The 23,894-nt window shown below is 72.4% G+C and carries 24 protein-coding genes; 23 read left to right on the top strand and 1 reads right to left on the bottom strand.

All coding sequences use genetic code 11. The features are described from left to right. Positions 1-40: 40 nt before the first annotated feature. Positions 41-775 carry a precorrin-3B C(17)-methyltransferase gene (gene cobJ / locus IM738_RS10060; RefSeq protein ID WP_236965724.1) on the top strand — a complete coding sequence of 245 codons (735 nt, stop codon included), beginning with the start codon at positions 41-43 and terminating at the stop codon, positions 773-775. Here the strand turns inward: cobJ and IM738_RS10055 are convergent. Then, on the bottom strand, positions 751-1,509 hold the full coding sequence (locus IM738_RS10055; RefSeq protein WP_236965723.1) for a cobalt-precorrin-6A reductase: 759 nt from the start codon (positions 1,507-1,509) through the stop codon (positions 751-753). The genes cobJ and IM738_RS10055 overlap by 25 nt on opposite strands. Between IM738_RS10055 and cbiT the strand changes: the two genes are divergently transcribed. The 22 genes from cbiT to IM738_RS09945 all read left to right on the top strand — a co-directional run bounded on the left by cbiT (position 1,508) and on the right by IM738_RS09945 (position 23,878). After that, a complete protein-coding gene (gene cbiT, locus IM738_RS10050) occupies positions 1,508-2,692 on the top strand; it encodes a precorrin-6Y C5,15-methyltransferase (decarboxylating) subunit CbiT (RefSeq protein ID WP_236965722.1) in 1,185 nt (394 codons plus the stop codon). The two genes, IM738_RS10055 and cbiT, sit on opposite strands and share 2 nt — an antisense overlap. A gap of 5 nt (positions 2,693-2,697) precedes the next feature. Then, the gene (locus IM738_RS10045; protein ID WP_236966287.1) at positions 2,698-3,096 is read left to right on the top strand and encodes a cobalamin biosynthesis protein; all 399 of its coding nucleotides are present in this window, start codon (positions 2,698-2,700) and stop codon (positions 3,094-3,096) included. Further along, positions 3,093-3,878, top strand: a complete 786-nt coding sequence (cobM, locus tag IM738_RS10040; protein ID WP_236965721.1) for a precorrin-4 C(11)-methyltransferase — start codon at positions 3,093-3,095, stop codon at positions 3,876-3,878. Before IM738_RS10045 ends, cobM begins: the two co-directional genes overlap by 4 nt. After that, on the top strand, positions 3,875-4,657 hold the full coding sequence (gene cobF, locus IM738_RS10035) for a precorrin-6A synthase (deacetylating) (RefSeq protein WP_236965720.1): 783 nt from the start codon (positions 3,875-3,877) through the stop codon (positions 4,655-4,657). The genes cobM and cobF overlap by 4 nt, the downstream gene beginning before the upstream one ends. Continuing rightward, positions 4,647-5,216 carry a cob(I)yrinic acid a,c-diamide adenosyltransferase gene (gene cobO / locus IM738_RS10030; RefSeq protein ID WP_236965719.1) on the top strand — a complete coding sequence of 190 codons (570 nt, stop codon included), beginning with the start codon at positions 4,647-4,649 and terminating at the stop codon, positions 5,214-5,216. Before cobF ends, cobO begins: the two co-directional genes overlap by 11 nt. 54 nt (positions 5,217-5,270) lie before the next feature. Beyond that, complete coding sequence (cobW, locus tag IM738_RS10025; RefSeq protein WP_236965718.1) at positions 5,271-6,317, top strand: cobalamin biosynthesis protein CobW; 1,047 nt, start codon at positions 5,271-5,273, stop codon at positions 6,315-6,317. 22 nt (positions 6,318-6,339) lie between these two features. After that, positions 6,340-10,128 (top strand): cobaltochelatase subunit CobN, encoded by a 3,789-nt coding sequence (gene cobN / locus IM738_RS10020; protein WP_236965717.1) that lies wholly within the window; start codon positions 6,340-6,342, stop codon positions 10,126-10,128. Further along, positions 10,125-11,192 (top strand): ATP-binding protein, encoded by a 1,068-nt coding sequence (locus tag IM738_RS10015; protein ID WP_236965716.1) that lies wholly within the window; start codon positions 10,125-10,127, stop codon positions 11,190-11,192. Before cobN ends, IM738_RS10015 begins: the two co-directional genes overlap by 4 nt. 26 nt (positions 11,193-11,218) lie before the next feature. Beyond that, positions 11,219-11,875, top strand: a complete 657-nt coding sequence (locus IM738_RS10010) for a vWA domain-containing protein (protein ID WP_236965715.1) — start codon at positions 11,219-11,221, stop codon at positions 11,873-11,875. 27 nt (positions 11,876-11,902) lie between these two features. After that, positions 11,903-12,295 (top strand): DUF1636 domain-containing protein, encoded by a 393-nt coding sequence (locus IM738_RS10005; RefSeq protein ID WP_236965714.1) that lies wholly within the window; start codon positions 11,903-11,905, stop codon positions 12,293-12,295. 18 nt (positions 12,296-12,313) lie between these two features. Next, positions 12,314-13,003 carry a 5,6-dimethylbenzimidazole synthase gene (gene bluB / locus IM738_RS10000; RefSeq protein WP_236965713.1) on the top strand — a complete coding sequence of 230 codons (690 nt, stop codon included), beginning with the start codon at positions 12,314-12,316 and terminating at the stop codon, positions 13,001-13,003. 33 nt (positions 13,004-13,036) lie between these two features. Beyond that, positions 13,037-14,074: a biotin synthase BioB gene (gene bioB, locus IM738_RS09995; protein ID WP_236965712.1), complete on the top strand. Its 1,038-nt coding sequence runs from the start codon at positions 13,037-13,039 to the stop codon at positions 14,072-14,074. A 47-nt stretch (positions 14,075-14,121) separates the two neighbouring features. After that, positions 14,122-14,538, top strand: a complete 417-nt coding sequence (panD, locus tag IM738_RS09990; protein WP_236965711.1) for an aspartate 1-decarboxylase — start codon at positions 14,122-14,124, stop codon at positions 14,536-14,538. 8 nt (positions 14,539-14,546) lie between these two features. Further along, positions 14,547-15,917, top strand: a complete 1,371-nt coding sequence (gene bioA, locus IM738_RS09985; RefSeq protein ID WP_272907846.1) for an adenosylmethionine--8-amino-7-oxononanoate transaminase — start codon at positions 14,547-14,549, stop codon at positions 15,915-15,917. Continuing rightward, the gene (gene bioD / locus IM738_RS09980; protein WP_236965710.1) at positions 15,907-16,584 is read left to right on the top strand and encodes a dethiobiotin synthase; all 678 of its coding nucleotides are present in this window, start codon (positions 15,907-15,909) and stop codon (positions 16,582-16,584) included. The genes bioA and bioD overlap by 11 nt, the downstream gene beginning before the upstream one ends. Positions 16,585-16,588: 4 nt before the next feature. Next, positions 16,589-17,842 (top strand): 8-amino-7-oxononanoate synthase, encoded by a 1,254-nt coding sequence (gene bioF / locus IM738_RS09975; protein ID WP_236965709.1) that lies wholly within the window; start codon positions 16,589-16,591, stop codon positions 17,840-17,842. Next, on the top strand, positions 17,839-18,816 hold the full coding sequence (cbiB, locus tag IM738_RS09970; protein ID WP_236965708.1) for an adenosylcobinamide-phosphate synthase CbiB: 978 nt from the start codon (positions 17,839-17,841) through the stop codon (positions 18,814-18,816). Before bioF ends, cbiB begins: the two co-directional genes overlap by 4 nt. Next, positions 18,813-19,793 (top strand): aminotransferase class I/II-fold pyridoxal phosphate-dependent enzyme, encoded by a 981-nt coding sequence (locus IM738_RS09965; protein ID WP_236965707.1) that lies wholly within the window; start codon positions 18,813-18,815, stop codon positions 19,791-19,793. The genes cbiB and IM738_RS09965 overlap by 4 nt, the downstream gene beginning before the upstream one ends. Beyond that, positions 19,790-21,328, top strand: a complete 1,539-nt coding sequence (locus tag IM738_RS09960) for a cobyric acid synthase (RefSeq protein WP_236965706.1) — start codon at positions 19,790-19,792, stop codon at positions 21,326-21,328. Before IM738_RS09965 ends, IM738_RS09960 begins: the two co-directional genes overlap by 4 nt. 3 nt (positions 21,329-21,331) lie before the next feature. Then, the gene (gene cobT / locus IM738_RS09955) at positions 21,332-22,399 is read left to right on the top strand and encodes a nicotinate-nucleotide--dimethylbenzimidazole phosphoribosyltransferase (protein ID WP_236965705.1); all 1,068 of its coding nucleotides are present in this window, start codon (positions 21,332-21,334) and stop codon (positions 22,397-22,399) included. A gap of 115 nt (positions 22,400-22,514) precedes the next feature. Continuing rightward, on the top strand, positions 22,515-23,327 hold the full coding sequence (locus IM738_RS09950; protein ID WP_236965704.1) for an adenosylcobinamide-GDP ribazoletransferase: 813 nt from the start codon (positions 22,515-22,517) through the stop codon (positions 23,325-23,327). After that, the gene (locus tag IM738_RS09945) at positions 23,324-23,878 is read left to right on the top strand and encodes a histidine phosphatase family protein (RefSeq protein WP_236965703.1); all 555 of its coding nucleotides are present in this window, start codon (positions 23,324-23,326) and stop codon (positions 23,876-23,878) included. The genes IM738_RS09950 and IM738_RS09945 overlap by 4 nt, the downstream gene beginning before the upstream one ends. Positions 23,879-23,894 lie beyond the last annotated feature (16 nt).

The raw sequence follows: 23,894 nt of genomic DNA, 5'->3' as shown, positions 1-23,894 counted from the left end.
GGCGCTCAGCCCCGCAGTGCGCAGCACGGAGGATCGTCCCGTGAGCGGCTGGCTCTGCATTGCCGGCCTGGGGCCGGGCGACGACGCCATGGTCACGCCCGCCGTCAGCCAGGCGCTGGCCGAGGCGACCGATGTGCTGGGCTACCTCCCGTACGTGGCCCGCGTGGTGGCCCGACCCGGGCTGCGCTTGCACCCGTCCGACAACCGCGAAGAGCTGGACCGGGCCCGCGCCGCGCTGGCGCTGGCCGCCCAAGGCGAGCGCGTGGTGGTGGTGTCCTCGGGCGACCCGGGGGTGTTCGCCATGGCCGCCGCCGTGTTCGAGGCCATGGAGGGGCGGGACGACTGGCAGGCGCTGGACGTGCGGGTGCTGCCCGGCATCACCGCCATGCTGGCCGCGGCCGCGCGGGCCGGTGCGCCCCTGGGGCACGACTTCTGCGTCATCAACCTCAGCGACAACCTCAAGCCCTGGTCGCTGATCGACCGGCGCGTGCGGGCGGCGGCGGGCGCCGACATGGCCATGGCCTTCTACAACCCCCGCTCCGCCAGCCGGCCCCACACCTTCGAGCAGGTGCTGGCGGTGCTGCGCGAGACCTGCGAACCCACGCGCTGGGTGATCTTCGCCCGGTCCGTGAGCACGCCGCAGGAGCAGTTGCTGTGCGTGCCCCTGTGCGATGCGCGGCCCGAGATGGCCGACATGCGCACCCTGGTCATCGTGGGCAGTTCCACCACGCGCTGCGTGGGGCGTTTCGTCTACACCCCGCGCTCAGCCTCATGAACGGCCGCCACGCCCAGCCATGCCAAGGCCTGCTGCACCGTGCCCACGGTGGGACGGTGGGGCAGGCTCGGCCGGTCGATCAGGATGACCGGGCAGCCCAGTGCGCGGGCCGCCGCCAGTTTGGCTGCCGCGCCAAGCCCGCCCGCGTTCTTGGCCACCACGTGGGTGATGCGGTGCCGCTGCATCAGGGCCAGGTCGTTGTCCAGCGTGAACGGGCCGCGGTCGATCACCACGGCGCCCCGTTCCTCGGGCAGCTCGAAGCCAGGGTCCACCAGGCGCAGCAGGTACCAGTGTTGGGTGTCTTCAAGGAAAGGCTGCACATGCTGCCGGCCAATCGCCAGGAACACCCGCGCCGGGCTGGCCGGCAGTGCCGCCACGGCGGCCGCCAGATCGGGGACGTGCTGCCAGCGGTCACCGGTCTGGGCCTGCCAGGCCGGGCGCTCCAGCGCCAGCAGGGGCAGCGCCAGCTCGCCACAGGCCTGCACCGCATGCCGGCTCATCTGGGCGGCAAAGGGGTGGGTGGCGTCGATCACATGGGTGATGGCCTCGGCCCGCAGGTGGTCGCGCAGGCCTTCGACACCGCCAAAGCCGCCCACCCGAGTGGGCAGGGGTTGCGCGAGCGGGGCATCGGTGCGGCCGGCGTAGGAAAACACGGCTTGCACGCCGGCACCGGCCAGGGCCTGCGCCAGCCGGCTGGCCTCGGTGGTGCCACCCAGCAGGAGGACACGCATCATGGCTGAGCCCTGGTTGTCGATCATTGGCGTGGGAGAGGACGGGTTGGCAGGACTGAACGATGTTAGCCGCGCCGTGCTGGCCAGCGCCCGCCACATCTTCGGCGCACCGCGCCACCTGGCGCTGGCGCAGGTGGCCGAGCGCGGCACGGCCTGGGACGTGCCGTTCGACCTTCAGCCGGTGCTGGCGCTGCGCGGTCAGCCGGTGGTGGTGCTTGCGTCGGGAGACCCTTTCTGGTTCGGCGCCGGCGGCCGCCTCTGCCAGCACCTGCAACCCGGGGAATGGACGGCGGACCCCGCGCCCTCGACCTTCTCCCGTGCCGCCGCCACCCTGGGCTGGCGGCTGGAGGGTGTTCAGTGTCTGGGGCTGCACGCCACACCGCTGGGGGCCGTCCGCCCCTGGCTGCGGCGCGGTCAGCGGCTGATCTGTCTGGTGCGCGACGGCGAGGCCCTGCAGGCGCTGGCGGCCTTGGTCAGCGGTCACGGTTTCGGGGCCGCGAGCGGCTGGGCGCTGGAGCGGCTGGGCGGCCCGCGTGAGCGCGTGCGTCCGTTCCGGCTGGCGACGCCGGACCTGCCCGATCTGCAGGCCCCGCTGGCGCTGGCCCTGGATCTGCACAGCGGACCGCCGGGCCTGCCCGCCACCAGCGGGCTGCCCGACGAGCTGTTTGTCCACGACGGGCAGATCACCAAGTCGCCGATCCGGGCGCTGACCCTGCGCGCCCTGGCACCGCGCCCGGGTGAATGCCTGTGGGATCTGGGCGCGGGTTCCGGCTCCATTGCGGTGGAATGGTGTCTGGCGGGGGGCTGCGCGCATGCCGTGGAGCAGCGGACCGGCCGCGCGGACCACATCCGGCAGAACGCCGAACGGTTTGGTGTGTCGCACCGGCTGAGCGTGCGCACCGGGGCTTCCCGGGACTGCCTGGCCGCGCTGCCCGCGCCCGACGCGGTGTTCGTCGGGGGCGGGTTTGACGGCGGTCTCTTTGACGCCATCACCGCCGCGGTGGGGCCGGGTGTGCGCCTGGTGGTCAACAGCGTGACGCTGGACACCGAGGCCTTGCTGCTGCAACTGCATGCCCGCCACGGCGGCGAACTCCTGCAGGTGGCCCTTGCACAGGCGCAGCCGCTGGGCCGCATGCGGGGTTGGCAGCCGGCGCGCCCGGTGGTGCAGTGGAGCGTGGTGCTGTGACGACCATGGTTGCCGGACTGGGCTTTCGCGGGCAGACCACGTGCCAGGCGCTGCAGCAGGTGCTGGCGCAGGCGGTGCGCGCGGCCGAACGCGGGCAGCGGGCGCCCGTGGTGCTCCGGGCCCTGGCCACCGCCGAAGACAAGTGCCACCACCCCGCCTTCGTGCAACTGGCGGCCGAACAGGGCTTGCCGGTGCACGCCGTGCCGCTGGCGCTGCTGGCGGCGCAAGACCTGCCGCCCCGCGACCGCGTGCCCGCGCGCTATGGATCACACAGCCTGGCCGAAGCCGCCGCCCTGGCGGCCGCGGGGCAGGGCGCCGTGCTCGCCGCATCCCGCCACATCAGCGCCGACGGCAGCGCCACCGCCGCCATCGCCCTGAACCTTTCTGAACCTCCTGTCACATGACCGTCCATTTCATCGGCGCCGGCCCCGGTGCCCCCGACCTGCTCACCTTGCGCGGACGCGACCTGATCGCCGCCAGCCCGGTGTGTCTGTACGCCGGTTCGCTGGTGCCCGAGGGCGTGCTGGCGCACTGTCCGCCGGGCGCGCGCATCGTCAACACCGCGCCCTTGTCGCTGGAGCAGATCGTGCAGGCGCTGCGCTCCGCACACGACCAGGGACAGGACGTGGCGCGCCTGCATTCCGGCGACCTGTCGGTGTGGTCGGCCATGGGCGAACAGCTGCGCGCCTTGCGCGAAGCGGGCATCCCCTTCACGGTCACGCCGGGGGTGCCGTCGTTCGCGGCGGCGGCCGCCACACTGGGCTGCGAGCTGACGCTGCCCGGCATGAGCCAGTCGGTGGTGCTCACGCGCACCAGCGGGCGCGCATCGCCCGTGCCCGAAGGCGAGGCCCTGGCGCAGTTCGCGCGCACCGGCGCCACGCTGGCGATCCATCTGTCTGTCCATGTGCTGCCCCAGGTGGTGCAAGACCTGTTGCCCCATTACGGGGCCGACTGCCCGGTGGCCGTGGTCTGGCGCGCCAGCTGGCCCGATGAACGCGTGGTGCGGGCCAGTCTGTCGGCCATCGAGGCGGCCATCGGCGAAGGCATCGACCGCACCGCGCTCATCCTTGTCGGGCGCAACCTCGGCGCGCAGGACTTCGGCCACAGCCGCCTCTACGCGGCCGACCACGACCGCCGCTACCGCCCGCTCGGCGCCGAGCCCCGCTTTCCCGCAGGTGCCGAATGAAGATTGAACTGAGCCTGATCGGCATCGGCACCGGCCACCCCGACCACATCACCCGCCAGGGAGTCGCGGTGCTCAACCGGGCGCAGCTGGTCCTGGTCCCGCTCAAAGGTGAAGACAAGGCCGATTTGGCCGACCTGCGCCTGCAGCTGTGCCGCGAGCTGATCACCCACGGCGAAGCGCTGGTCGCCACCTTCGACATGCCGGTGCGCGAGGGCGCCGAGGCCGACTACCGGGGTGCGGTCGACCGCTGGCACGACGCGACGGCGGCCATCTGGCTGGCCACCATCGAGCAGCACCTGCCCGAGGGCGGCCGCGTGGCCCTGCTGGTCTGGGGCGACCCGTCGCTGTACGACAGCACCTTGCGCATCGCCCGGCGGCTGGCCACCCACACCGAACTGACCACGACCGTGGTGCCGGGCATCACCGCGCTGCAGGCCCTCACGGCGGCACACGCCATCCCGCTCAACGACATCAACGCGCCGGTGCTCATCACCACCGGGCGGCAGCTGCGCGAGCGCGGCTGGCCCGACAGCGCCGACACCGTGGCGGTGATGCTGGACGGGCAATGCGCCTTCCAGACCCTGGACCCTCAGGGCCTGCACATCTGGTGGGGCGCCTTCCTGGGCATGCCGGACCAGCTGTGCATCAGCGGCCGCCTGGCCGATGTGGGGCCGCAGATCCTGCGCGAGCGGGAACAGGCGCGGGCCCGACACGGCTGGATCATGGACACCTACCTGCTCAAGCGAGCGAACGTCAACGGATCACACCATGCACATTGAAACACCCCCGGTCCTCCGCGACACCCCCAAACCCCAGGGCGAGCGCCGTGGGCTGGTGATGGTCCACACCGGCCACGGCAAGGGCAAGAGCACGGCCGCCTTCGGCCTGGCGCTGCGCGCCCACGGGCGGGGCAAGAAGGTCAAGGTCTACCAGTTCATGAAGGTGCCGACGGCCCGGTTCGGCGAGCACCGGCTGTTTGAGCAGCTGGGCATTCCCATCGAGGGGCTGGGCGACGGCTTCAGCTGGAAAAGCCGCGACCTCGACCATTCGGCCGAACTGGCGCAGGCCGGCTGGGCCAAGGCCGACGCCACCATCCGCGCCGGCGAGCACTTCATGGTGGTGCTCGACGAAATCATGTATCCGCTGCGCTACGGCTGGATCTCGCTGGACACGGTGCTGACCTGCCTGCGCGAGCGCCCCGCATCGGTGACCGTGGTGCTGACCGGCCGCAACGCGCCGGCCGAGCTGGTCGAACTGGCCGACACGGTGACCGAGATGACGCTGATCAAACACCACTTCAACGCCGGTGTGCCGGCGCAGCGCGGGATCGAGGACTGAGCCCGTCGCCACGCCCTTCGCCCACCGTGGCCCCAATCCTTTAACCGACCGATCATGAATCTCCAGAAAATTCCCGCCACCATCGTCACCGGCTTTCTCGGCAGTGGCAAAACCACGCTGCTGCGCAAGCTGCTCACCAACGCCCAGGGTCGTCGCATCGCGGTCATCGTCAATGAATTTGGCGAGCTGGGCATTGACGGCGAGCTGCTGCGCGGGTGCGGCATCGGCTGCGATGAGAACGGCGACGACAACGGCCAGCTGTTCGAGCTGGCCAACGGCTGCCTGTGCTGCACCGTGCAGGAAGAGTTTGCGCCCGTGATGGAACAGCTCGCCGCCCGCCGCGACCAGATCGACCACCTCGTCATCGAGACCTCGGGCCTGGCGCTCCCAAAGCCGCTGGTGCAGGCGTTTCAGTGGCCCGCGCTGCGCAACGCCTTCACCGTGGACGCGGTGGTCACCGTGGTGGACGCGCCCGCGGTGGCGGCCGGTGATTTTGCGGACGACCCGGTGGCGGTGGACGCCCAGCGCCGCGCCGACGACAACCTCGACCACGAGTCCCCATTGCACGAGTTGTTCGAGGACCAGCTGGCCACGGCCGATCTGGTCATCGTGCACAAGGTCGATGGCATGGACCCGGCGGCGCTCGATGCCGTGGAAGCCACCGTGCGCGCCGAGGCACCTGCGGGTGTGAAGCTGGTGCGCGCGTCGCACGGCGACGTGCCGCTGGACGTGCTGCTGGGCCTGCAGCGCGCGGTGGAAGACGTGATCGACGATCGCAAGACCCACCACGACGAGGAAGAAGACCATGACCACGACGCCTTCGACTCGGTGTCGATGGGGCTGGACGTGACCGACCGCGCCAGGCTGATCGCGGCGCTGAAGGCGCTGGTGCAGCGCCATCAAATCTACCGCGTCAAGGGCTTTGTGGCGCTGCCCGGTGCCGCCATGCGCCTGGTGGTGCAGGGCGTGGGCCAGCGCTTTGACAGCCACTTCGACCGCGCCTGGCGCGCCGACGAGCCGCGCGCGACCCGCCTGGTGCTGATCGGCGACCACCTCGACGCCGCCGGCCTGCGGGCCGAGCTCCAGGCCGCGCTGGCCTGATCACCCGTTCACGGAGCCATGCATGCACCTGCTCTCGACCCGACCCGGCGGCCATGTGGAAGACGGTGGCCAGGGCGTGGTGCGCGTGTCGCAGACGCCGGGCGACATCGTGGTGCTCACCGTGGCCGACACCACGCTGTCGCTGCTGGCCGACGCGGTGGCGGCGCTGCCGCCCGACTTCCCGACCGTGCGCCTGGCCAACCTGATGTGGCTGCGCCAGCCGGCGTCGATGGACATGTACGTGGACGACGTGTTGCGCCACGCGCGGGTGGTCGTGATCGACCACCTCGGGTCGCCGGCCGACTGGGCGTATGTGGTGGAGCAGGCGACCTCGCTGGCGCGCCGGCAGGGTCAGTGGCTGGCCCTGTTTTCTGGCGAGCAGCAGGAAGACCCGCAGCTGCTGTTGCGCGGCACGGCGGCGGTGGCGGACAGCCGTTGTCTCTGGCAATGCCTGCGCGAAGGCGGTCGCGACAACGCGCGGACCTTCTTTGACCTGATCGCGCACCGGGCCCTGGGGCTGGGAGCCCTGCCGGCGCCACCGCAGCCCATGCCCCCGGTGGTTCGCTACCGGCCGGCCCGGCCACTGCCCTGGCTGGCGCAGGCCCCGGTGGCGCTGCTGCTGTTTTACCGGGCCCACGCGCAGTCGGGCAACACGGCGGGGTTCGATGCGCAGATGGCGGCGCTGCACGCGGCAGGCGTGAACCCGCTGGCCCTGGCGCTGGATTCGCTCAAGTCGCCCGCTTCACTGGCCACCGTGCAGGCCCTGGCCGCCGAGCACGCGGTCGACGTGGTGCTCAACGCCACCAGCTTTGCCGTGGGTGCCATGGGCGATGACGGTGCCGACGGGGTGGACGCGCCGCTGCTGGCGGGCGATGCGCCGGTGCTGCAGCTGATCACCGCCGGCTGCGCGCGCGAGCAGTGGCAGGCCGACCCGCATGGCCTGCAGCCGCGCGACCTGGCCATGCAGGTGGTGCTGCCCGAGGTGGACGGCCGCATCGGCACCCGGGCCATCAGCTTCAAGGGTGTGGCCTGGCGCTGCGAGCGCTCGCAGGTGGATGTGGTGCGCTACCAGCCGGAAGCGGACCGCGTCGCTTTCGTCGCCGAGCTGGCCCGGCGCTGGTGCGCCTTGCGCCGCACCCCGCCGGCCGATCTGCGGCTGGCGCTGGTGCTGGCCAACTACCCCAACGACGACGCCCGCCTGGGCAACGGCGTGGGTCTGGACACGCCGGCCTCGGTGGTGGGCATCCTGCGGGCGCTGCAGGCCGAGGGTTGCGCCACGGGCGAACTGCCGGCGCACGGCGACGCGCTGATGGCGCGCCTGATCGAGGGCGTGACCCACAAGCTGGACGCCAACGACCACCGACCGGTGGGCCAGAGCCTGTCCATGGCCGACTATCTGGTCGACTTTGGCGCGCTCGCGCCGGAGCGGCAGGCCGAGGTGAATGCCCTGTGGGGGACGCCTGATCAGGACCCGATGCTGCGCAGCGGCCGCTTCATGGTGCCCGGGCTGCGCGTGGGCCGGGTGTTCGTGGGCCTGCAGCCGGCGCGCGGGCGCGACCTGGACCTGGTGGCCACCTACCACGACGCCGACCTGGTGCCGCCGCACAATTACCTGGCCTTCTACTTCTGGCTGCGCCGCGTCTGGCGCGCCGACGCCCTGGTGCACGTGGGCAAACACGGCAACCTGGAGTGGCTGCCGGGCAAGAGCGTGGCGCTGGGCGCCGGGTGCTGGCCCGACGCGATCCTCGGGCCGCTGCCCCACCTGTACCCCTTCATCGTCAACGATCCCGGCGAGGGCAGCCAGGCCAAGCGGCGCACGCAGGCGGTGATCATCGACCACCTGATGCCGCCGCTGACGCGGGCCGAAACCTATGGGCCGCTGCAGGTGCTGGAGCGGCAGATGGACGAGTACTGCGAGGCCATTTCGCTGGATCCGCGCCGCGCCACGAAACTGCGCCAATCCATCCTGGACCATGTGATTGCCAATGGCCTGCACGCCGACCTGGGCTTCGAGGCGCCGGCCGATGAGGCCGCGCGCCAGCGCCTGCTGGCGCGGCTGGACGCCTACCTGTGCGAGATCAAGGAATCGCAGATCCGCGACGGCCTGCACGTGTTCGGCCGCTCGCCCGAAGGTCGCCAACGTAGCGACACCCTGCTGGCGCTGGCCCGGTTCCCGCGCGGCAAAGGGCAGGGGCAGGCCAGCCTGCTGCAGGCCATGGCCCACGACTTGGGGCTGGACGGTTTCGACCCGCTCGACCCCGACTGGAACCAGCCCTGGACCGGTCCGCGTCCCGCGGCATTGGCGGTGCTGGGTGATGAGGCCTGGCGCCACGCAGGCCACACCCGCGACCGGCTGGAGCGGCTGGCCACCCGCCTGTTGGACGGCGGCGAGCGCCTGGACCGCGCCCGGTGGCCGCTCACCGCGCCGGTGCTGGACGAGGTGCACGAGCGGCTCGCGCCCCGGCTCGACGCCTGCGGCGAGCAGGAAATGACCCAGCTGCTGCGCGGCCTGCGAGGCCGGTTCGTGCCACCCGGACCGAGCGGCGCGCCTTCGCGCGGGCGGCCCGACGTGCTGCCGACCGGGCGCAATTTTTACGCGGTGGACACGCGCGCCGTGCCCACGCCCACCGCGTACGCCATGGGCGCGCTGGCGGCCGAGCGTTTGATCGAGCGCCACCTGCAGGACCACGGCACCTTCCCCGCCTCCATCGGCTTGTCGGTCTGGGGCACCAGCACCATGCGCACCGGCGGTGAGGACGTTGCGCAGGCCATGGCCCTGCTGGGCGTGCGGCCCAAGTGGGCGCCGGGCAGCGGGCGCGTGGTGGACATCGAGGTGCTGCCCATGGCGATGCGCCACCGCCCACGGGTGGACGTGACCCTGCGCATCTCGGGCTTCTTCCGCGACGCCTTCCCGAACCTGATCGACCTGTTCGACACGGCGGTCAAGGCGGTGGCGGCCATCGCCCCGGAGGACGAGCCCGACGACGTCAACCCGGTGCGGGGTCGCGTGGGGCGCGAGGCGGCCGAGGCGCGCGCCCAGGGGCTGTCCGAAGCGGCCTCGCTGCGGCAGGCCAGCTGGCGCGTGTTCGGGCCGCGCCCGGGCGGTTACGGCGCCGGCGTGATGGACGTGATCAACAGCGGGCGCTGGGAAGGCGCGGACGACATCGCCCAGGCCTACCTGCGCGCGGGCGCCTTCGCCTATGGCCAGGACGAACACGGGGCGGCCGCGCGCGCGAGTTTCGAGCGCTGCGTGGGCGACCTCGATGTGGTGCTGCAGAACCAGGACAACCGCGAACACGACATCCTCGACTCGGGCGACTACTACCAGTTCCAGGGCGGCATGGCCGCCGCGGTGCAGCACCTCAGCGGTCAGGCTGCCGCGCTCTACCACGGCGACTTCAGCACCCCTGGCGTGCCCCACATCCGCAGCCTGGGCGAAGAGCTGGCGCGTGTGGTGCGCGCCCGCGTGGTCAACCCCAAGTGGATCGCGGGCGTGCAGCGCCACGGCTACAAGGGCGCCTTCGAGATGGCGGCGACGGTGGACTTCCTGTTCGGCTTTGACGCCACCACCGGCCTGGTGGGCGACCACCAGTACGCGCTGGTCGCCGACGCGTATGTGCACGACAGCGCCAACCGCGCCTTTCTGGAACAACACAACCCGCAGGCCCTGCGCAGCATCGGTGAGCGCCTGCTCGAAGCCATGCAGCGTGGCCTGTGGCAAGACCCGCGCGAGCACCGGGAGCGCATCGAGCAGACCCTGCTGGCGCTGGAGCACCGCCTGGAAACCCAGGGCGAAGGACCCACGACATGAACACCACCGACACCACACTCCCCGAGCTGCAGACCGCCAGCCCTGCGGTCTATCCCTTTGCGGCCCTGATCGGCCACGCCGAGCTGCGCCAGGCGCTGCTGCTGGCGGCGGTGGACCCTGGCATGGGCGGAGTGCTCATCAGTGGTCCGCGGGGCACGGCCAAATCGACCGCGGCCCGCGCCCTGGCGGCCCTGCTGCCCGGTGCACCGTTTGTCAGCCTGCCGCTGGCCGCCAGCGTGGAGCAGCTCGTGGGCACGCTCAACCTGGAGGACGTGCTGCGCGACGGCCGCGTGCGGCTGGCCCCGGGGCTGCTGGCCCGTGCCCACGGCGGTGTGCTGTACGTGGACGAAGTCAACCTGCTGCCCGACGCGCTGGTCGATGCCCTGCTCGACGCGGCGGCCAGCGGCGTCAACACCGTCGAGCGCGACGGTGTCTCGCGCCAGCATCCGGCGCGTTTCGTGTTGATCGGCACCATGAACCCGGAAGAGGGCGAGCTGCGCCCCCAGCTGCTCGACCGGTTCGGGCTGTCGGTGGTGCTGGAGAACCCCGCCGATCACGGGCTGCGCCAGTCCATCGTCCGTGCGCGCCTGGACTTTGACCTGGATCCACAAGCCCTGCTGCGGCGCGCGGCCACCGAACAGGCCGCGCTGGTGGCGCAGGTGGTCGCTGCGCGCGAGGCCCTGCCCGCGGTGGACTGGAGCGACGCGGTGCTGGCGCACGCCACCGCGCTGGCCCTGCGCGCCGGGGTGGACGGTGTGCGAGGGGACCTGGTGCTGCTCAAGGCCGCGCGTGCCCGCGCCGTGCTGGCGGGACGGCGCCAGGTGACGCTCGCGGACGTCGACGCCCTGGCCGAGCTGGCCCTGGGCCACCGGCGTTCGGCGTCGGCCCCGCAGCGCCCCACGCCCCCGCGCACGGCGGCCGACCCCGCATCCGCCCCCGGCGCCGGGTCGGCGCCGGACCATTCACCGTCGGGCGCCGAAGGCGACTGGGGGGCCTTGCCCCCGCAGCCCGAAGGCCTGGAGCGTGTTCGCGGGACCGGAGGGCCTGTCGAAAAAAAAGCCTGAACCACCCCGCAGGCCGCGCACCCACGGTGCCTGGCCTGCGGCGGTGGTCATCCACGAACCCCGGTGCCAAGCCGCAACTGGCGCAGACCGGTGCGCTGGCCAGCACCGCGGCGGCGGGCCGCATCGACTGGTGCCGCACCCTGGTCCACAAAGGCCCCGCCGCGTTGCACCGAGACCACCTGCGGTGGGTGCGGCGGCCCGCCGAGGTGCCGACCCTGCACCTGATCGCGCTGGACAATTCCGGCTCGATGCGGCACGGCGGCCGGCTGGCGCGCGCCAAGGGGTTTGCGGCGCACCTCATCGACGACGCGGCACGCGCCGGCGACCAGGTGGGTCTGGTGCTGTTCGGTGGGCAAGGGGTGCAAAGCCTGCTGTCGCCCACACCGGCGCGGCGCTCGGCGCTGGGGCGCATCCAGCCGCTGGGCGGAGGCGGTGGCACGCCGCTGCGGGCCGGGCTGCGCCAGGTGCAGACCGAACTCCTGGCCCACCGGCGGCGTCACGGTGGCGGGCGCCGCCTGCTGTGGCTGCTCACCGACGGACGCAGCCTGGAGCAGCCGGACGCTCCCTCGGCGGCCGACCACATCGTGATCGTCAACTTCGACGACCCTGTTCGCCCCCTGGGGCGCTGCCCGGCCTGGGCCACGGCCTGGGGCGCGGAGCTGCGCCAGCCAGGAACCCCCTGACACCCGATGCCCACACCACCTGAACCCATGACCGAACTCATCATCTGCACCACCTGCCGCCCCGCCGGGGTCCCGCGCGACCAGCGTGCCCCTGGCGACCTCCTGTTCGAAGCGGTGCAGGCCGAACAGGCCTTCGGCGAGCAGCCCGAATGGGCGGCCGTGCGCGTGCGTGGCGTGGCCTGCACCGCCGGCTGCTCGCGCGCCTGCACCGTGGCCTTCCAGGCACCGGGCAAACACAGCTACCAGTTCGGCGACCTCGCACCCGCCGAGGGCGTTGCCCGGCAGCTGCTCGACTGCGCCGTGATGCACCACCGGGCGCCCGATGGCAACCTCGCCCGCGATGCGCGCCCACCGCTGTTGCGCAACGGCATCCTGTGCCGCCTGCCGCCCACCGTGGTTACCGTTGGAGAAGCCCCATGACGATCCAGGTGGCATGACGTGACCCAGGCGACCACCCCCGACCAGGCTTTCTCCCCGGCCGAGCGCGATGCCGTGTACCGCGCCATCTTCGAGCGCCGCGACATGCGCCACTTCGCCGGCGGAACGGTCGCGCCCGAGCGGATGCGCCGCCTGCTCACCGCCGCGCACCACGCGCCCAGCGTGGGCTTCATGCAGCCCTGGCGCTTCCTGCGCGTGGCCTCGCCCGCGCTGCGCAGCGGGCTGCAGGCGCTGGTGGAGCAGGAGCGCGTGTTGACCGCGCAGGCGCTGGGCGAGCGGGGTGGCGAATTCATGCGCCTGAAGGTCGAGGGCCTGATGGACGCGGCCGAGGTCTGGGTGGTGGCGCTGGCCGAGGGGCGCGAGCGCCATGTGTTTGGCCGCCGGACCCTGCCGCAGATGGACCTTGCCTCGACCGCCTGCGCCATCCAGAACCTCTGGCTGGCCGCGCGCGCCGAAGGGCTGGGCATGGGCTGGGTCTCGCTGTTCGACCCGGTGGCCGTGGCGGCGCTGCTGGGCATGCCCGACGGGGCCGAGCCCGTGGCCGTGTTGTGCATCGGGCCGGTGCACCGGTTCGACGAAGAACCCCTGCTCCAGCGGCAGCGCTGGGCCCAGCGCTGCGCATTGGACAATATCCTGTTTGAAAACGCCTGGGGCCAGCCCCTGGGCACCCGCGAATCGGTGACGGGGTGACCCCACCGCTGCTTGAACTTTGAGGAGACCACGATGACGACCGACACCACCCTGCTGCCTTCCACCGAGCAGACCCTGCATTTCCACGCCCCGCGCAAAGCCGCGGCGCCGTCGGTTGAGGCCCACCAGCAGGCCTGGTCGGTGGCCGAGGTGCAGGCCCTGCTGGGCCTGCCGTTGCCCGAGCTGATGCACCGCGCCCAGACCGTGCACCGCGAGCACCACGACCCCACCGAGATGGAGCTGGCCACGCTGCTGTCGATCAAGACCGGTGGCTGCCCGGAAGACTGCGGTTACTGCCCACAGTCGGTGCACCACGAGACCGGCGTGGAAGCCACCAAGATGATGACGCCCGAGGCCGTGCGCGAAGCCGTGCTCGGCGCCAAGGCGGCCGGCGCCTCGCGCTTCTGCATGGGCGCGGCCTGGCGGGCGCCCAACGACCGCGACCTGGAGAAGGTGGAAGAGCTGGTGCGCGTGATCAAGGACGAGGGCCTGGAGGCCTGCTGCACCCTGGGCATGCTCACGGGTGACCAGGCGCAACGCCTCAAGGGCGCGGGCCTGGACTACTACAACCACAACCTGGACACCGCGCCCGAGCTGTACGGCGACATCATCACCACGCGCGACTACCAGGACCGCCTGGACACCCTGGGCCACGTGCGCGGGGCCGGCATCCATGTCTGCAGCGGCGGCATCGTGGGCATGGGCGAGTCCCGCACCGGGCGCGCCGGCCTGATCGCGCAGCTGGCCAACCTGGCGCCGTACCCCGAGTCGGTGCCGATCAACCACCTGGTCAAGGTGCCGGGCACGCCGCTGGCCGACGAGCCCGACCTCGACCCGCTGGAGTTCGTGCGCACGGTCGCCGTGGCCCGCATCACCATGCCCAAAGCCAAGGTGCGCCTGTCGGCGGGGCGCCGGCAGATGGGCGAATCGACCCAGGTGCTGTGCTTCCTGGCCGGGGCCAACTCCATCTTCTACGGCGACAAGCTGCTGGTGACCGGCAACCCCGACGTGGAGGCCGACCAGGACCTGCTGACCCGCGTGGGCATGCACACCACGCGCGCGCACGCCTGACATCCCTGGTCGATGGCCGAGACCCCCTCAGTTCAAGGAGATTCCTCATGTTCCGCACCCTGCTGAAATCCAAAATCCACCGCGCCACCGTCACCCACTGCGAGCTGCACTACGAAGGCTCCTGCGGCATCGACGAAGACCTGCTGGAGGCGAGCAACATCCGCCCCAACGAACAGGTGCACATCTGGAACGTCAACAACGGCGAACGGTTCATCACCTACGCCATCAAGTCGCCACGCGGCAGCGGCATCATCTCGCTCAATGGCTCGGCCGCCCGGCGCGCCAGCGTGGGCGACCTGGTGATCATCGCGGCCTTCGGCATGGTGCACGAAGACAAGCTCGACGAGGTGATCCCCAAGCTGGTGTTTCCCGACGCCGCCAACCGCATCGTCGAGACTCGCAGTGAGCCCGCCGGTCCGCAGGCCGGCGACCCGGTCATCCTGCCCCTGGGCGCCGAGCTTTGACGCAGCCCGTGTCGGCCAACGCCGCCTGGCGCCAGCGCAGCCTGGCCGCCGTGTGGCACCCCTGCACCCAGATGAAGCTGCACGCGCCCGAGGGTGTGGCTCTGCCGCTGATTCCCGTGGCGCGGGCCGAGGGCGTGTGGCTGCACGACCACGAAGGCCGGCGCTACCTCGACGCGATCAGCTCCTGGTGGGTCAACCTGTTCGGCCACAACCACCCGGCGATCCGCGCCGCGCTCATTCACCAGCTGCACACGCTGGACCACGTGATGCTGGCCGGCTTCACCCACGGGCCGGTGGTCGAGCTGTCCGAGCGCCTGGCCGCGCTCACCGGCCTGGGCCATGCTTTCTATGGCAGCGACGGCGCCAGCGCCACCGAGATCGCGCTGAAGATGAGTGCCCACCACTGGCGCAACGCGGGCAAGGCGGAAAAATGCCGGTTCGTCGGCGTGGCCGGGGGCTACCACGGCGAGACCGTGGGCGCGCTGGCCGTGACCGACATCGCGCTGTTCCGCGAAGCCTACGCGCCGCTGGTGCGCCTGGCCGCCACCGTGCCCAGCCCTGACGCGCGGCAGGCCGCGCCCGGCGAAACCCCGGCCGACGTGGCCGAGCGGGCCGCCGCCGCCCTGGGCGACTGGCTGGCCGCGCACGCTCACGAAACCGCCGCGGTGATCATCGAGCCGCTGATCCAGTGCGCCGCCGGCATGGCCATGCACGACCCCGTGTACCTGCAGCGCGCGCGCGAGCTTTGCGACCTGCACCAGGTGCACCTGGTGCTCGACGAGATCGCTGTCGGCTTCGGCCGCACCGGCACGCTGTTCGCGCATCAGCAGGCGGGCATCCGACCCGACTTTCTCTGCCTCTCCAAAGGCCTGACCGGTGGCACGCTGCCGCTGTCGGTGGTGCTCACCACCGACGCGGTGTACGCCGCGTTCTACGACGATCAGGTGGCGCGCGGCTTCCTGCACTCGCACAGCTACACCGGCAACCCGCTGGCCTGCCGCGCCGCGCTGGCCACGCTGGACCTGTTTGAGCAGACCGACGCGCTGCGCCAGAACCTGGGCACCAGCGAGCGGCTGGCCGCGCAGTTCGCGCCGATCTCCAACCACACGCGTGTGCGCCACGCGCGACGCCAGGGCATGGTCTTCGCGTGGGACGTGACCAGCAGCCTGCCCGACTTCGGCCGCCGCTACGCCCGCCACGCGCTGGAGCAGGGGCTGCTGCTGCGCCCCATCGGCCACACGCTCTACGCCATGCCGCCCTATGTGATCGACGAGGCCGAGGGCGAGTTGCTGGCCCGGGGCGCACTGGCCGCGCTCGAAGCCACGCTGGCCGAAGAAACCGGCCCGGTGCCGGTGAGTGGGGTGCCCGATGGCGTTTGACGGCTGCTTCGTCACCGGCACCGACACCGGCGTGGGCAAGACCCTGGTGAGTGCCGCGCTGCTGCACACGCTGGCACGCCACCACGCCCGCGTGGTCGGCATGAAGCCGGTGGCGGCCGGCCTGGTGCAACAGGGCGGCGCGTGGGTGGCGGAAGACGTGCTGGCGCTGCGCGCCGCGTCCACCGTGGCCGTGCCGCCCGCGCTGGACAACCCGGTGGCGCTGCCCGAGCCGCTGTCGCCCCACCTGGCCGCCGCGCGCGCGGGCCGGCGCGTGGGCGTGGCCGAGCTGGTGGCGGCGCACCGCGGGTTGCGCGGCCTGGCCGACGTGGTGCTGGTCGAGGGCTCGGGCGGCTGGCGCGTGCCGCTCAACGAAGACGAGACCCTGGCCGACCTGGCGGTGGCGCTGGCCCTGCCGGTGGTGATGGTGGTGGGCCTGCGCCTGGGCTGCCTGAACCACGCGCTGCTGACCGCCGAAGCCATCCGCGCCGACGGCCTGCAGCTGGCCGGCTGGGTGGCCAACACCGTCGACCCGGCCATGGCCTGCCGGGACGAAAACATTCACACGCTGCGCCAGCGCCTGGGTGCGCCGCTGCTGGGCGTGGTGCCTTGGCAGCCGGTGCCGGACGCGCGCGCTGTGCAACTGGAACTGCCTGAAACATGGCGTTGAAAGGATGGCCATGAGCTGGCTGAATGAATTTGACGACCGCCTGGCTGCGCTGGACGCGCAGTCGCTGCGCCGCGTGCGCCGCGCGGTGACGCCCGAGCCTGGCGCCCGCCTGAGCGTGGACGGCGTGTCGCTGCTGGCCTTCTGCAGCAACGACTACCTGGGTCTGGCGCAAGACCCGCTGCTGCGCCAGGCGGTGCACGCCGCGGTGGACCGCTACGGCGTGGGGTCAGGGGCCTCTCCCATGGTCAGCGGCCACAGCGTGGCCAACGCGGCGCTGGAGCGCGAGCTGGCCGAGGCCGTGGGCCTGCCGCGCGCGCTGTATTTCTACGCCGGCTACGCCACCAACGCGAGCATCGTGCCGGCGCTGGTGGGCGAGGGCGACGCGCTGTTCTCCGACGCGCTGAACCACGCCTGCCTGATCGACGGCGCGCGCCTGTCCAAGGCCACGGTGCACCGCTTCCCCCACGGCGACCTGGCCCGGCTCGACGCGCTGCTGGCCGCCAGCCCGGCGCGCCGCAAGCTGGTGATCAGCGACGCGGTGTTCAGCATGGACGGCGACGTGGCCGACATCACCGGCCTGCACGCACTCTGCGAGCGGCACGATGCCTTGCTGCTGCTCGACGACGCGCACGGCTTCGGCGTGCTGGGGCCGCAGGGCCGGGGCGCGCTGGCCGCCGCCGGCCTCACCGGCGCAGGCGCTTCGCCGCGCGTGCTCTACATGGCCACGCTGGGCAAGGCCCTGGGCGTGGCGGGCGCCTTCGTGGCCGGGCCCGAGCGGCTGGTGGAGTGGCTGCTGCAGAAGACGCGCAGCTACACCTACGCCACCGCCGCGCCGGCCCTGCTGGCCGAGGCCGTGCGCGCCGGGCTGCGCTGTGTGCTGGGCGCCGAGGGCGAGCGCCGGCGCCAGCACCTGAGCGCGCTGATCGCGCAGCTTCGCGCGGGTCTCGCGCCCGGCGCCGACGCGGCGGTGGACGCCGCCGGCTGGGCACTGATGCCCTCGGACACCGCGATCCAGCCGCTGGTGATCGGCGACAACGCCGCCGCGCTGGACGTGATGAAGCGTCTGCGCGAACAGGGCCTGTGGGTGCCCGCCATCCGCCCGCCCACCGTGCCCGAGGGCACGGCCCGTTTGCGCATCGCCTTGTCGGCCGCGCACCAGGCCGACGACGTGGACCAGCTCCTGGCGGCGCTGCGCTCGGCCGCGGCCGGGCGGCTGGCCCGGGCCGACGCCGCCGCGCTGCAGGGCGCCGCGCCATGACCGACCCGCAGGCGCTGTCGCCGGAGGCCATCGGCGCCCTCGCGGTGCTGGTGGCGCTGGGCGTGGACCGCCTGTGGGGCGAGCCGGCGGCGCGCTGGCACCCGGTGGTGGGGATGGGACGTTACCTCGGCTGGGCCGGTGAGCGCATCGCCACACCGGTGCCCACGCCGACGGCGGATCGCTGGCGCGTGTTCGCGCGCGGCGCGCTGGCCTGGCTGCTGGGGGCCGCGCTGGTGGCGCTGGCCGGCTGGGCGCTGGCCCGCGCGCTGGGCGCAACGCCGGGGTGGCTGCAGGCGCTGGTGCTGGGCGTGTTGCTCAAGCCGCTGCTGGCCTGGCGCATGTTGCGCGATGAGGTGCGAGCCGTGGAGGCTGCATTGGCTGATTCGTTGCCGGCCGGACGCGAACGCCTGGCCTGGCTGGTGAGCCGCGACGTGAACGCGCTCGATGCGGCGCAGGTGCGCGAGAGCGCCATCGAGACCCTGGCGGAAAACCTCAACGACTCGGTGGTCGCGCCGCTGTTCTGGTTCGCCGTGGCCGGCCTGCCGGGCGCCGCGCTCTACCGCTTCGCCAACACGGCCGACGCCATGTGGGGCTACCGGGGCGAGCGCCAGGGCCGCGACTGGACCTGGGCCGGCAAGTGGGCCGCGCGGGCCGACGACGTGCTGTCGTGGTTGCCGGCGCGCCTCACGGCCGCGCTGCTCGGCGGGCTGGGCGCCGCCAGCAACTTGAAGCAACTGCCTTCGCAGGCCGGCCTCACCCCCTCGCCCAACAGCGGCTGGCCCATGGCGGCCATGGCGCTGGCGCTCGACGTGAGCCTGGCCAAACCCGGCGTGTACACCCTGCACCCGGCCGGCCGCAGCCCGCAGGCGGCCGACACCGCGCGCGCCCTGCGACTGGCGGGCCGGGTGGTGGGCGTGCTCGCGCTGCTGGCCGGTGTGGTGACCCTTTTCGCCGCAGGGAGGGCGTTCGCATGAGCGGCATTCACGGCGGCCCCGATGCCCTGGGCGTGCCTCGCTGGGACTTCTCCACCAACGCCAACGCCTGCGGGCCGTGCCCCATGGCGCTGGCCGCCGTGGCGGGGGCCGACGCGCAGCACTACCCCGACCCCGGTTACACCGCCCTGCGCGCCGCGCTCGCCGCGTTCCACGGTGTGGCGGTCGAGCGCATCGTGGTCGCGGGCAGCGCCAGCGAGTTCATCGCGCGCATCACGGCCGCCGTGGCGCGCTCGGGCGGGCGGCGGGTGTGGCTGCCCGCGCTGTCCTACGGCGACTACGCACACGCTGCGAAGGCATGGGGCCTGCAGCGGGTGAACGATCCCGCCCAAGCCGACCTGCTCTGGCTGTGCGAGCCCGCCAGCCCGCTGGGCACCGCCGAGCCCATGGCGAACGCCGTGGCGGAGCAGGGCGCTGTGGTGGTGCTCGACCGGGCCTATGAGCCGCTGCGCCTGAGCGGGCACGGCAGCCTGGGCGCCGAGGCGCTGGACCGCGTGTGGCAACTCTGGTCGCCCAACAAGGCGCTGGGGTTGACGGGGGTGCGCGGCGCCTACGCCATCGCGCCGCTGCGGGGTCTTGCCATGGCGCAGACACTGGCGCAGATGGCACCCTCGTGGCCGCTGGGCGCCCACGCGGTCGCGATGCTCACGGCCTGGGTGCAGGCCGATGCGCAGCGCTGGCTGGCGCAAAGCCGCGTGCAACTGGCCGAGTGGAAGACCGCTCAACGGGCGATGCTGCAAGATTCGGGCTGGCAGTGCCTGCCCAGCGAAGCCAACTACCTTTGCGCCCGCGCGCCGCAGCCGCTGAACGTCGAGGCCCTGCGCGCACGAGGCATCAAGCTGCGCGACACCACCTCGCTCGGTCTGCCCGGCCACTGGCGCCTGGGCGTGTTGCCACCAGCGGCCCGGCAGGCGCTGCACACCGCGCTGCTGGAAACCACGAAGGAGACCTCCCCATGACTGCGGTGTGTGTGATGGTGCTCGGCACCACCAGCGGCGCCGGCAAGAGCTGGCTGACCACGGCGCTGTGCCGCCACTACGCGCGCCAGGGCCTCAAGGTCGTGCCGTTCAAGGCGCAGAACATGAGCAACAACGCCCGGGTGGTTGCCCCCACGCTCCGCCGCTCACGCGGGTCGCTGCCCCCCGAGGGGGCTGATCTTCCTTGGGGCGGCCCTGCGGAAGATCGCTTGCCCGGTGGCGAGATCGGCAGTGCGCAGTATTTCCAGGCGCTCGCCGCCAACGCACAACCCGACGTGCGCATGAACCCGTTGCTGCTCAAACCCGAGGCCGATACGCGCAGCCAGGTGGTGCTGATGGGGCAGGTGAGTGAAGAACTTTCCACCATGCCCTGGCGCGGCCGCAGCGAGAAGGTCTGGCCGGCGATCACGGCAGCGCTGGACGCGCTGCGCGCCGAGAACGACGTGGTTGTGATCGAGGGCGCGGGCTCGCCGGCCGAGATCAACCTGCACGCCAGCGACATCGTCAACATGCGCATCGCGCGCCATGCGCAGGCGCGTTGCCTGCTGGTGACCGACATCGACCGCGGCGGCGCCTTCGCCCACCTCTACGGCACCTGGGCGCTGCTGCCGGCCGACGAGCAGGCGCTGATTCGCGGCTTCGTGCTCAACAAGTTCCGGGGCGACGCCACGCTGCTCGCGCCCGGCCCGCAGATGCTGCAGGAGCTGACCGGCGTGCCCACCGTGGCGACGCTGCCGATGTGGTGGCAGCACGGCCTGCCCGAGGAGGATGGGGTTTTCGATGACCGCACGCTCGCTTCCGGCGCGGTGCAGACAACGATCGCCGTCATCGCCTACCCGCGCATCAGCAACCTCGACGAGTTCCAGCCCTTGAAGAACGTGCCCGGTGTGCGCCTGGTCTGGGCGCGCAGCCCCGCCGACTGCGCGGGCGCCGACTGGATCGTGCTGCCCGGCTCCAAGGCGACCGTGGCCGACCTCGCCTGGCTGCGCACGCAGGGGTTGGACCGGGCCGTGGCCGAACACGCGGCGTCGGGCGGGGCGGTGCTGGGCATCTGCGGCGGACTGCAGATGTTGGGCGAGGCGCTGATCGACACGCATGGGATTGATGGCAACGCGCCCGGCCTGGGCCTGCTGCCGCTGGTGACCGCGTTCGACCCACAGAAAACCGTGCGTCACACGCAGACGCGTTTCACCGCGCTGGCAGGCCTCTGGGCGGCGCTCTCTTCAGTGAAAGCCGCCGGCTACGAGATCCACCATGGGCAAACCGCCCAGCACCCCGCCATGGCCGCCAAAGGCGACGTGGCGCGCGCCGTGCTGCCCGACGGCCTGGGCTGGCAGAACGCCGCCGGCAACGTGCTCGGCGTTTACCTGCACGGCCTGTTTGAAGACCCGCGCGTGCTGCACGCGCTGTTCGGCGCCAGTGCGCCCACGCTCGACAGCGTGTTCGACGGCCTCGCCGATTTCATCGAACAGCACGTCGAACCCGGCGTGCTGCCATCCCTCATCCAACCGGAGTGACCCATGAGCTTTGCCATCCCCACCCTCCAGGACATCGCCCAGCCCGCGCTGGCCGCGCGCCTGCAACACCTGCTGGACAACAAGACCAAGCCGCAGGGCTCGCTGGGTCGCATCGAGGCACTGGCGCAGCGCATCGGCCTGATCCTCGGCAGCGAAGCGCCCGAGCTGAACGAGCCGCAGCTGGTCGTGTTTGCCGGCGACCACGGCCTGGCCGTGCGCGGCGTCTCGGCCTACCCGAGCGACGTGACCTGGCAGATGGTCGAGAACTTCCTCGCCGGCGGCGCGGCGGTGAGCGTGCTCGCGCGCCAGCACGGCATCGGCCTCACGGTGGTGGACTGTGGCGTGCGCCATGACTTTGCGCCGCGCAAAGGGCTGGTCATCCACAAGGTCGCGCCCGGCACGGCGGACGCGCTCGAAGGCCCGGCCATGAGCACCGCGCAGCGCGACACCGCGCTGGCCCACGGCGCCGCGCTGGTGAAGGCGCTGCCGGGCAATGCGCTCTTGCTCGGCGAGATGGGCATCGGCAACACCTCGGCCGCGTCCATGCTGTTGTCGCGTCTGGCCGGCCTGGCCGTGGCCGACTGCACCGGCGCCGGCACCGGGCTCGATGCCGGTGCCGTGCAACGCAAGATCGGCATCCTGCGCGAGGTGCTGGATCGCCACGCCGAGGCGCGTGACCCCCTGGCTGCGCTGGCGGCGTTCGGCGGTTTCGAGATCGCCACCATGGTGGGCGCGGTGCTGCAGGCCGCGAGCGAGCGCCGCGTGATCGTGGTGGACGGTTTCATCGCCAGCTCGGCCGTGCTGGTGGCTGCAGCCTTGCAGCCCGCTGTGTTGCAGCGCTGCGTGTTCGCGCACCGCTCGGGCGAACGCGGCCACGCGCTCATGCTCGCGCACCTGCGCGCCGAGCCGCTGCTCGACCTGGGCCTGCGCCTGGGCGAGGGCTCGGGCGCGGCGATGGCCTGGCCGCTGCTGGTGAGCGCCTGCGCGATCCTGCGCGAGATGGCGAGTTTTGAGGCGGCGGGGGTGTCGCGGCAGGATGAGGCGCCGGTTGTCGGCGCTGCCCCGGTCTGAGGTCAAGGCCGTGGACAGCGGTGACTTCGAGCCAGGCAGCCGGGGAACCGGCTCCGCCGGGCCACAGGCTGCGTCCCCCGGGGGGGAAGACGCGCAGCGGCGCAGGGGGGTGTTCATGCCCCTTCGGCACTTTTTCATCGCCCTCCAGTTCTTCACCCGCATCCCGGTCACCGGCCGGCTGGCGGCCTGGGTCGGCTTCAGCCCGGCCATGCTGCGCGCCAGCGCCGCGCACTTTCCCGGCGTCGGCTGGGTTGTCGGCGGTCTCACGGCGGCGGTGTTCGCGGCCGTGTGGTGGTTTCTGCCTGCGCAGCCGGCAGCGCCCTGGGTTGCGGCGCTGCTCAGCACCGTGTTCAGCGTGATGCTGACCGGGGCGTTCCACGAAGACGGCCTGGCCGACACGGCCGACGGCCTGGGCGGCGCGGTGAGCCGGGAGCGCGCGCTGGAGATCATGAAAGACTCGCGCATCGGCTCCTACGGCGCGGTCGCGCTGGTGCTGGCGCTGCTGGGCAAGGTCGCGCTGCTGGCGCTGATCGCGCAGAGCGGTGGCGCGGCGGTGGCGGCGCTGGCGCTGCTGGCCGGTCATGTGACCTCGCGGCTCATGCCGCTGTTCATCATCCACACGCTGCCCCACGTGGGCGACACGCCTTTGTCCAAATCGAAGCCCTTGGCCGAGAGCATCGGTATCGGCGGCCTCGTGGTGGGGCTGGTCTGGTGGGGGCTGGCGATGGCGCTGGTCCTGTACCTGCTGCCCACCGTGCGCTGGGCACAGGCCGTGCTGGGCGCGCTGATCGGCCTGGCCTGGATGTGGCGCCTGCTGCGCCGCCGCCTGCAGGGCTTCACCGGCGATGGCCTGGGCGCCACGCAGCAGGTGTGTGAGCTGCTGTTCTACCTGGCGCTCGCCTTTTCATTGCCCGCGGTCGCGCCGTGAAACTCTGGCTGCTGCGCCACGCCCGCGTCACGCTCGACGCCGGGCTCTGTTACGGCGCCAGCGACGTGCCGGCGGACGCTGCGCTCACGCAGGCCGCTGCCGAAGCCGCCGCTGCGCTGCTGCCGCAGGGGCTGCCCGTCTGGGTGTCGGGCCTGGGCCGCGCGCAGCAGCTGGCCCACGCACTGCGGGCGCTGCGCCCCGATCTGCGTGGGCCGCTCACCGACATCCGCCTGAACGAAATGGACTTCGGCCACTGGGAGCTGCAGCGCTGGGACGCCGTGCCCCGCGCCGCCTTCGACACCTGGATGGCCGACTTCGCCCACCACCGCTTCGGCGGCGCCGAGAGCACGCAGCAGGTGATTGAGCGCGTGGCCGACGCGCTGCAAGGCCTTCGCGAGAGCGGGGCCAGCGAAGCGGTGTGGGTCACCCACGCGGGGGTGATCCGCGCGATGCAGTTCGTGGCTGAGCACGGGCGCGGACCGATCACCAACGTGGCGCAGTGGCCGCGCGAAGCGCCCGAGCCGGGCGGCCGCTGCTGCATGGACCTCTGATCAGGGCACACTGTGC

This window comes from Hydrogenophaga sp. SL48, from assembly GCF_021729865.1.
GTDB lineage: Bacteria > Pseudomonadota > Gammaproteobacteria > Burkholderiales > Burkholderiaceae_C > Hydrogenophaga.
Note: the sequence above shows the minus strand (reverse complement) of the source record. Positions and strands in the feature narration are given on the sequence as shown.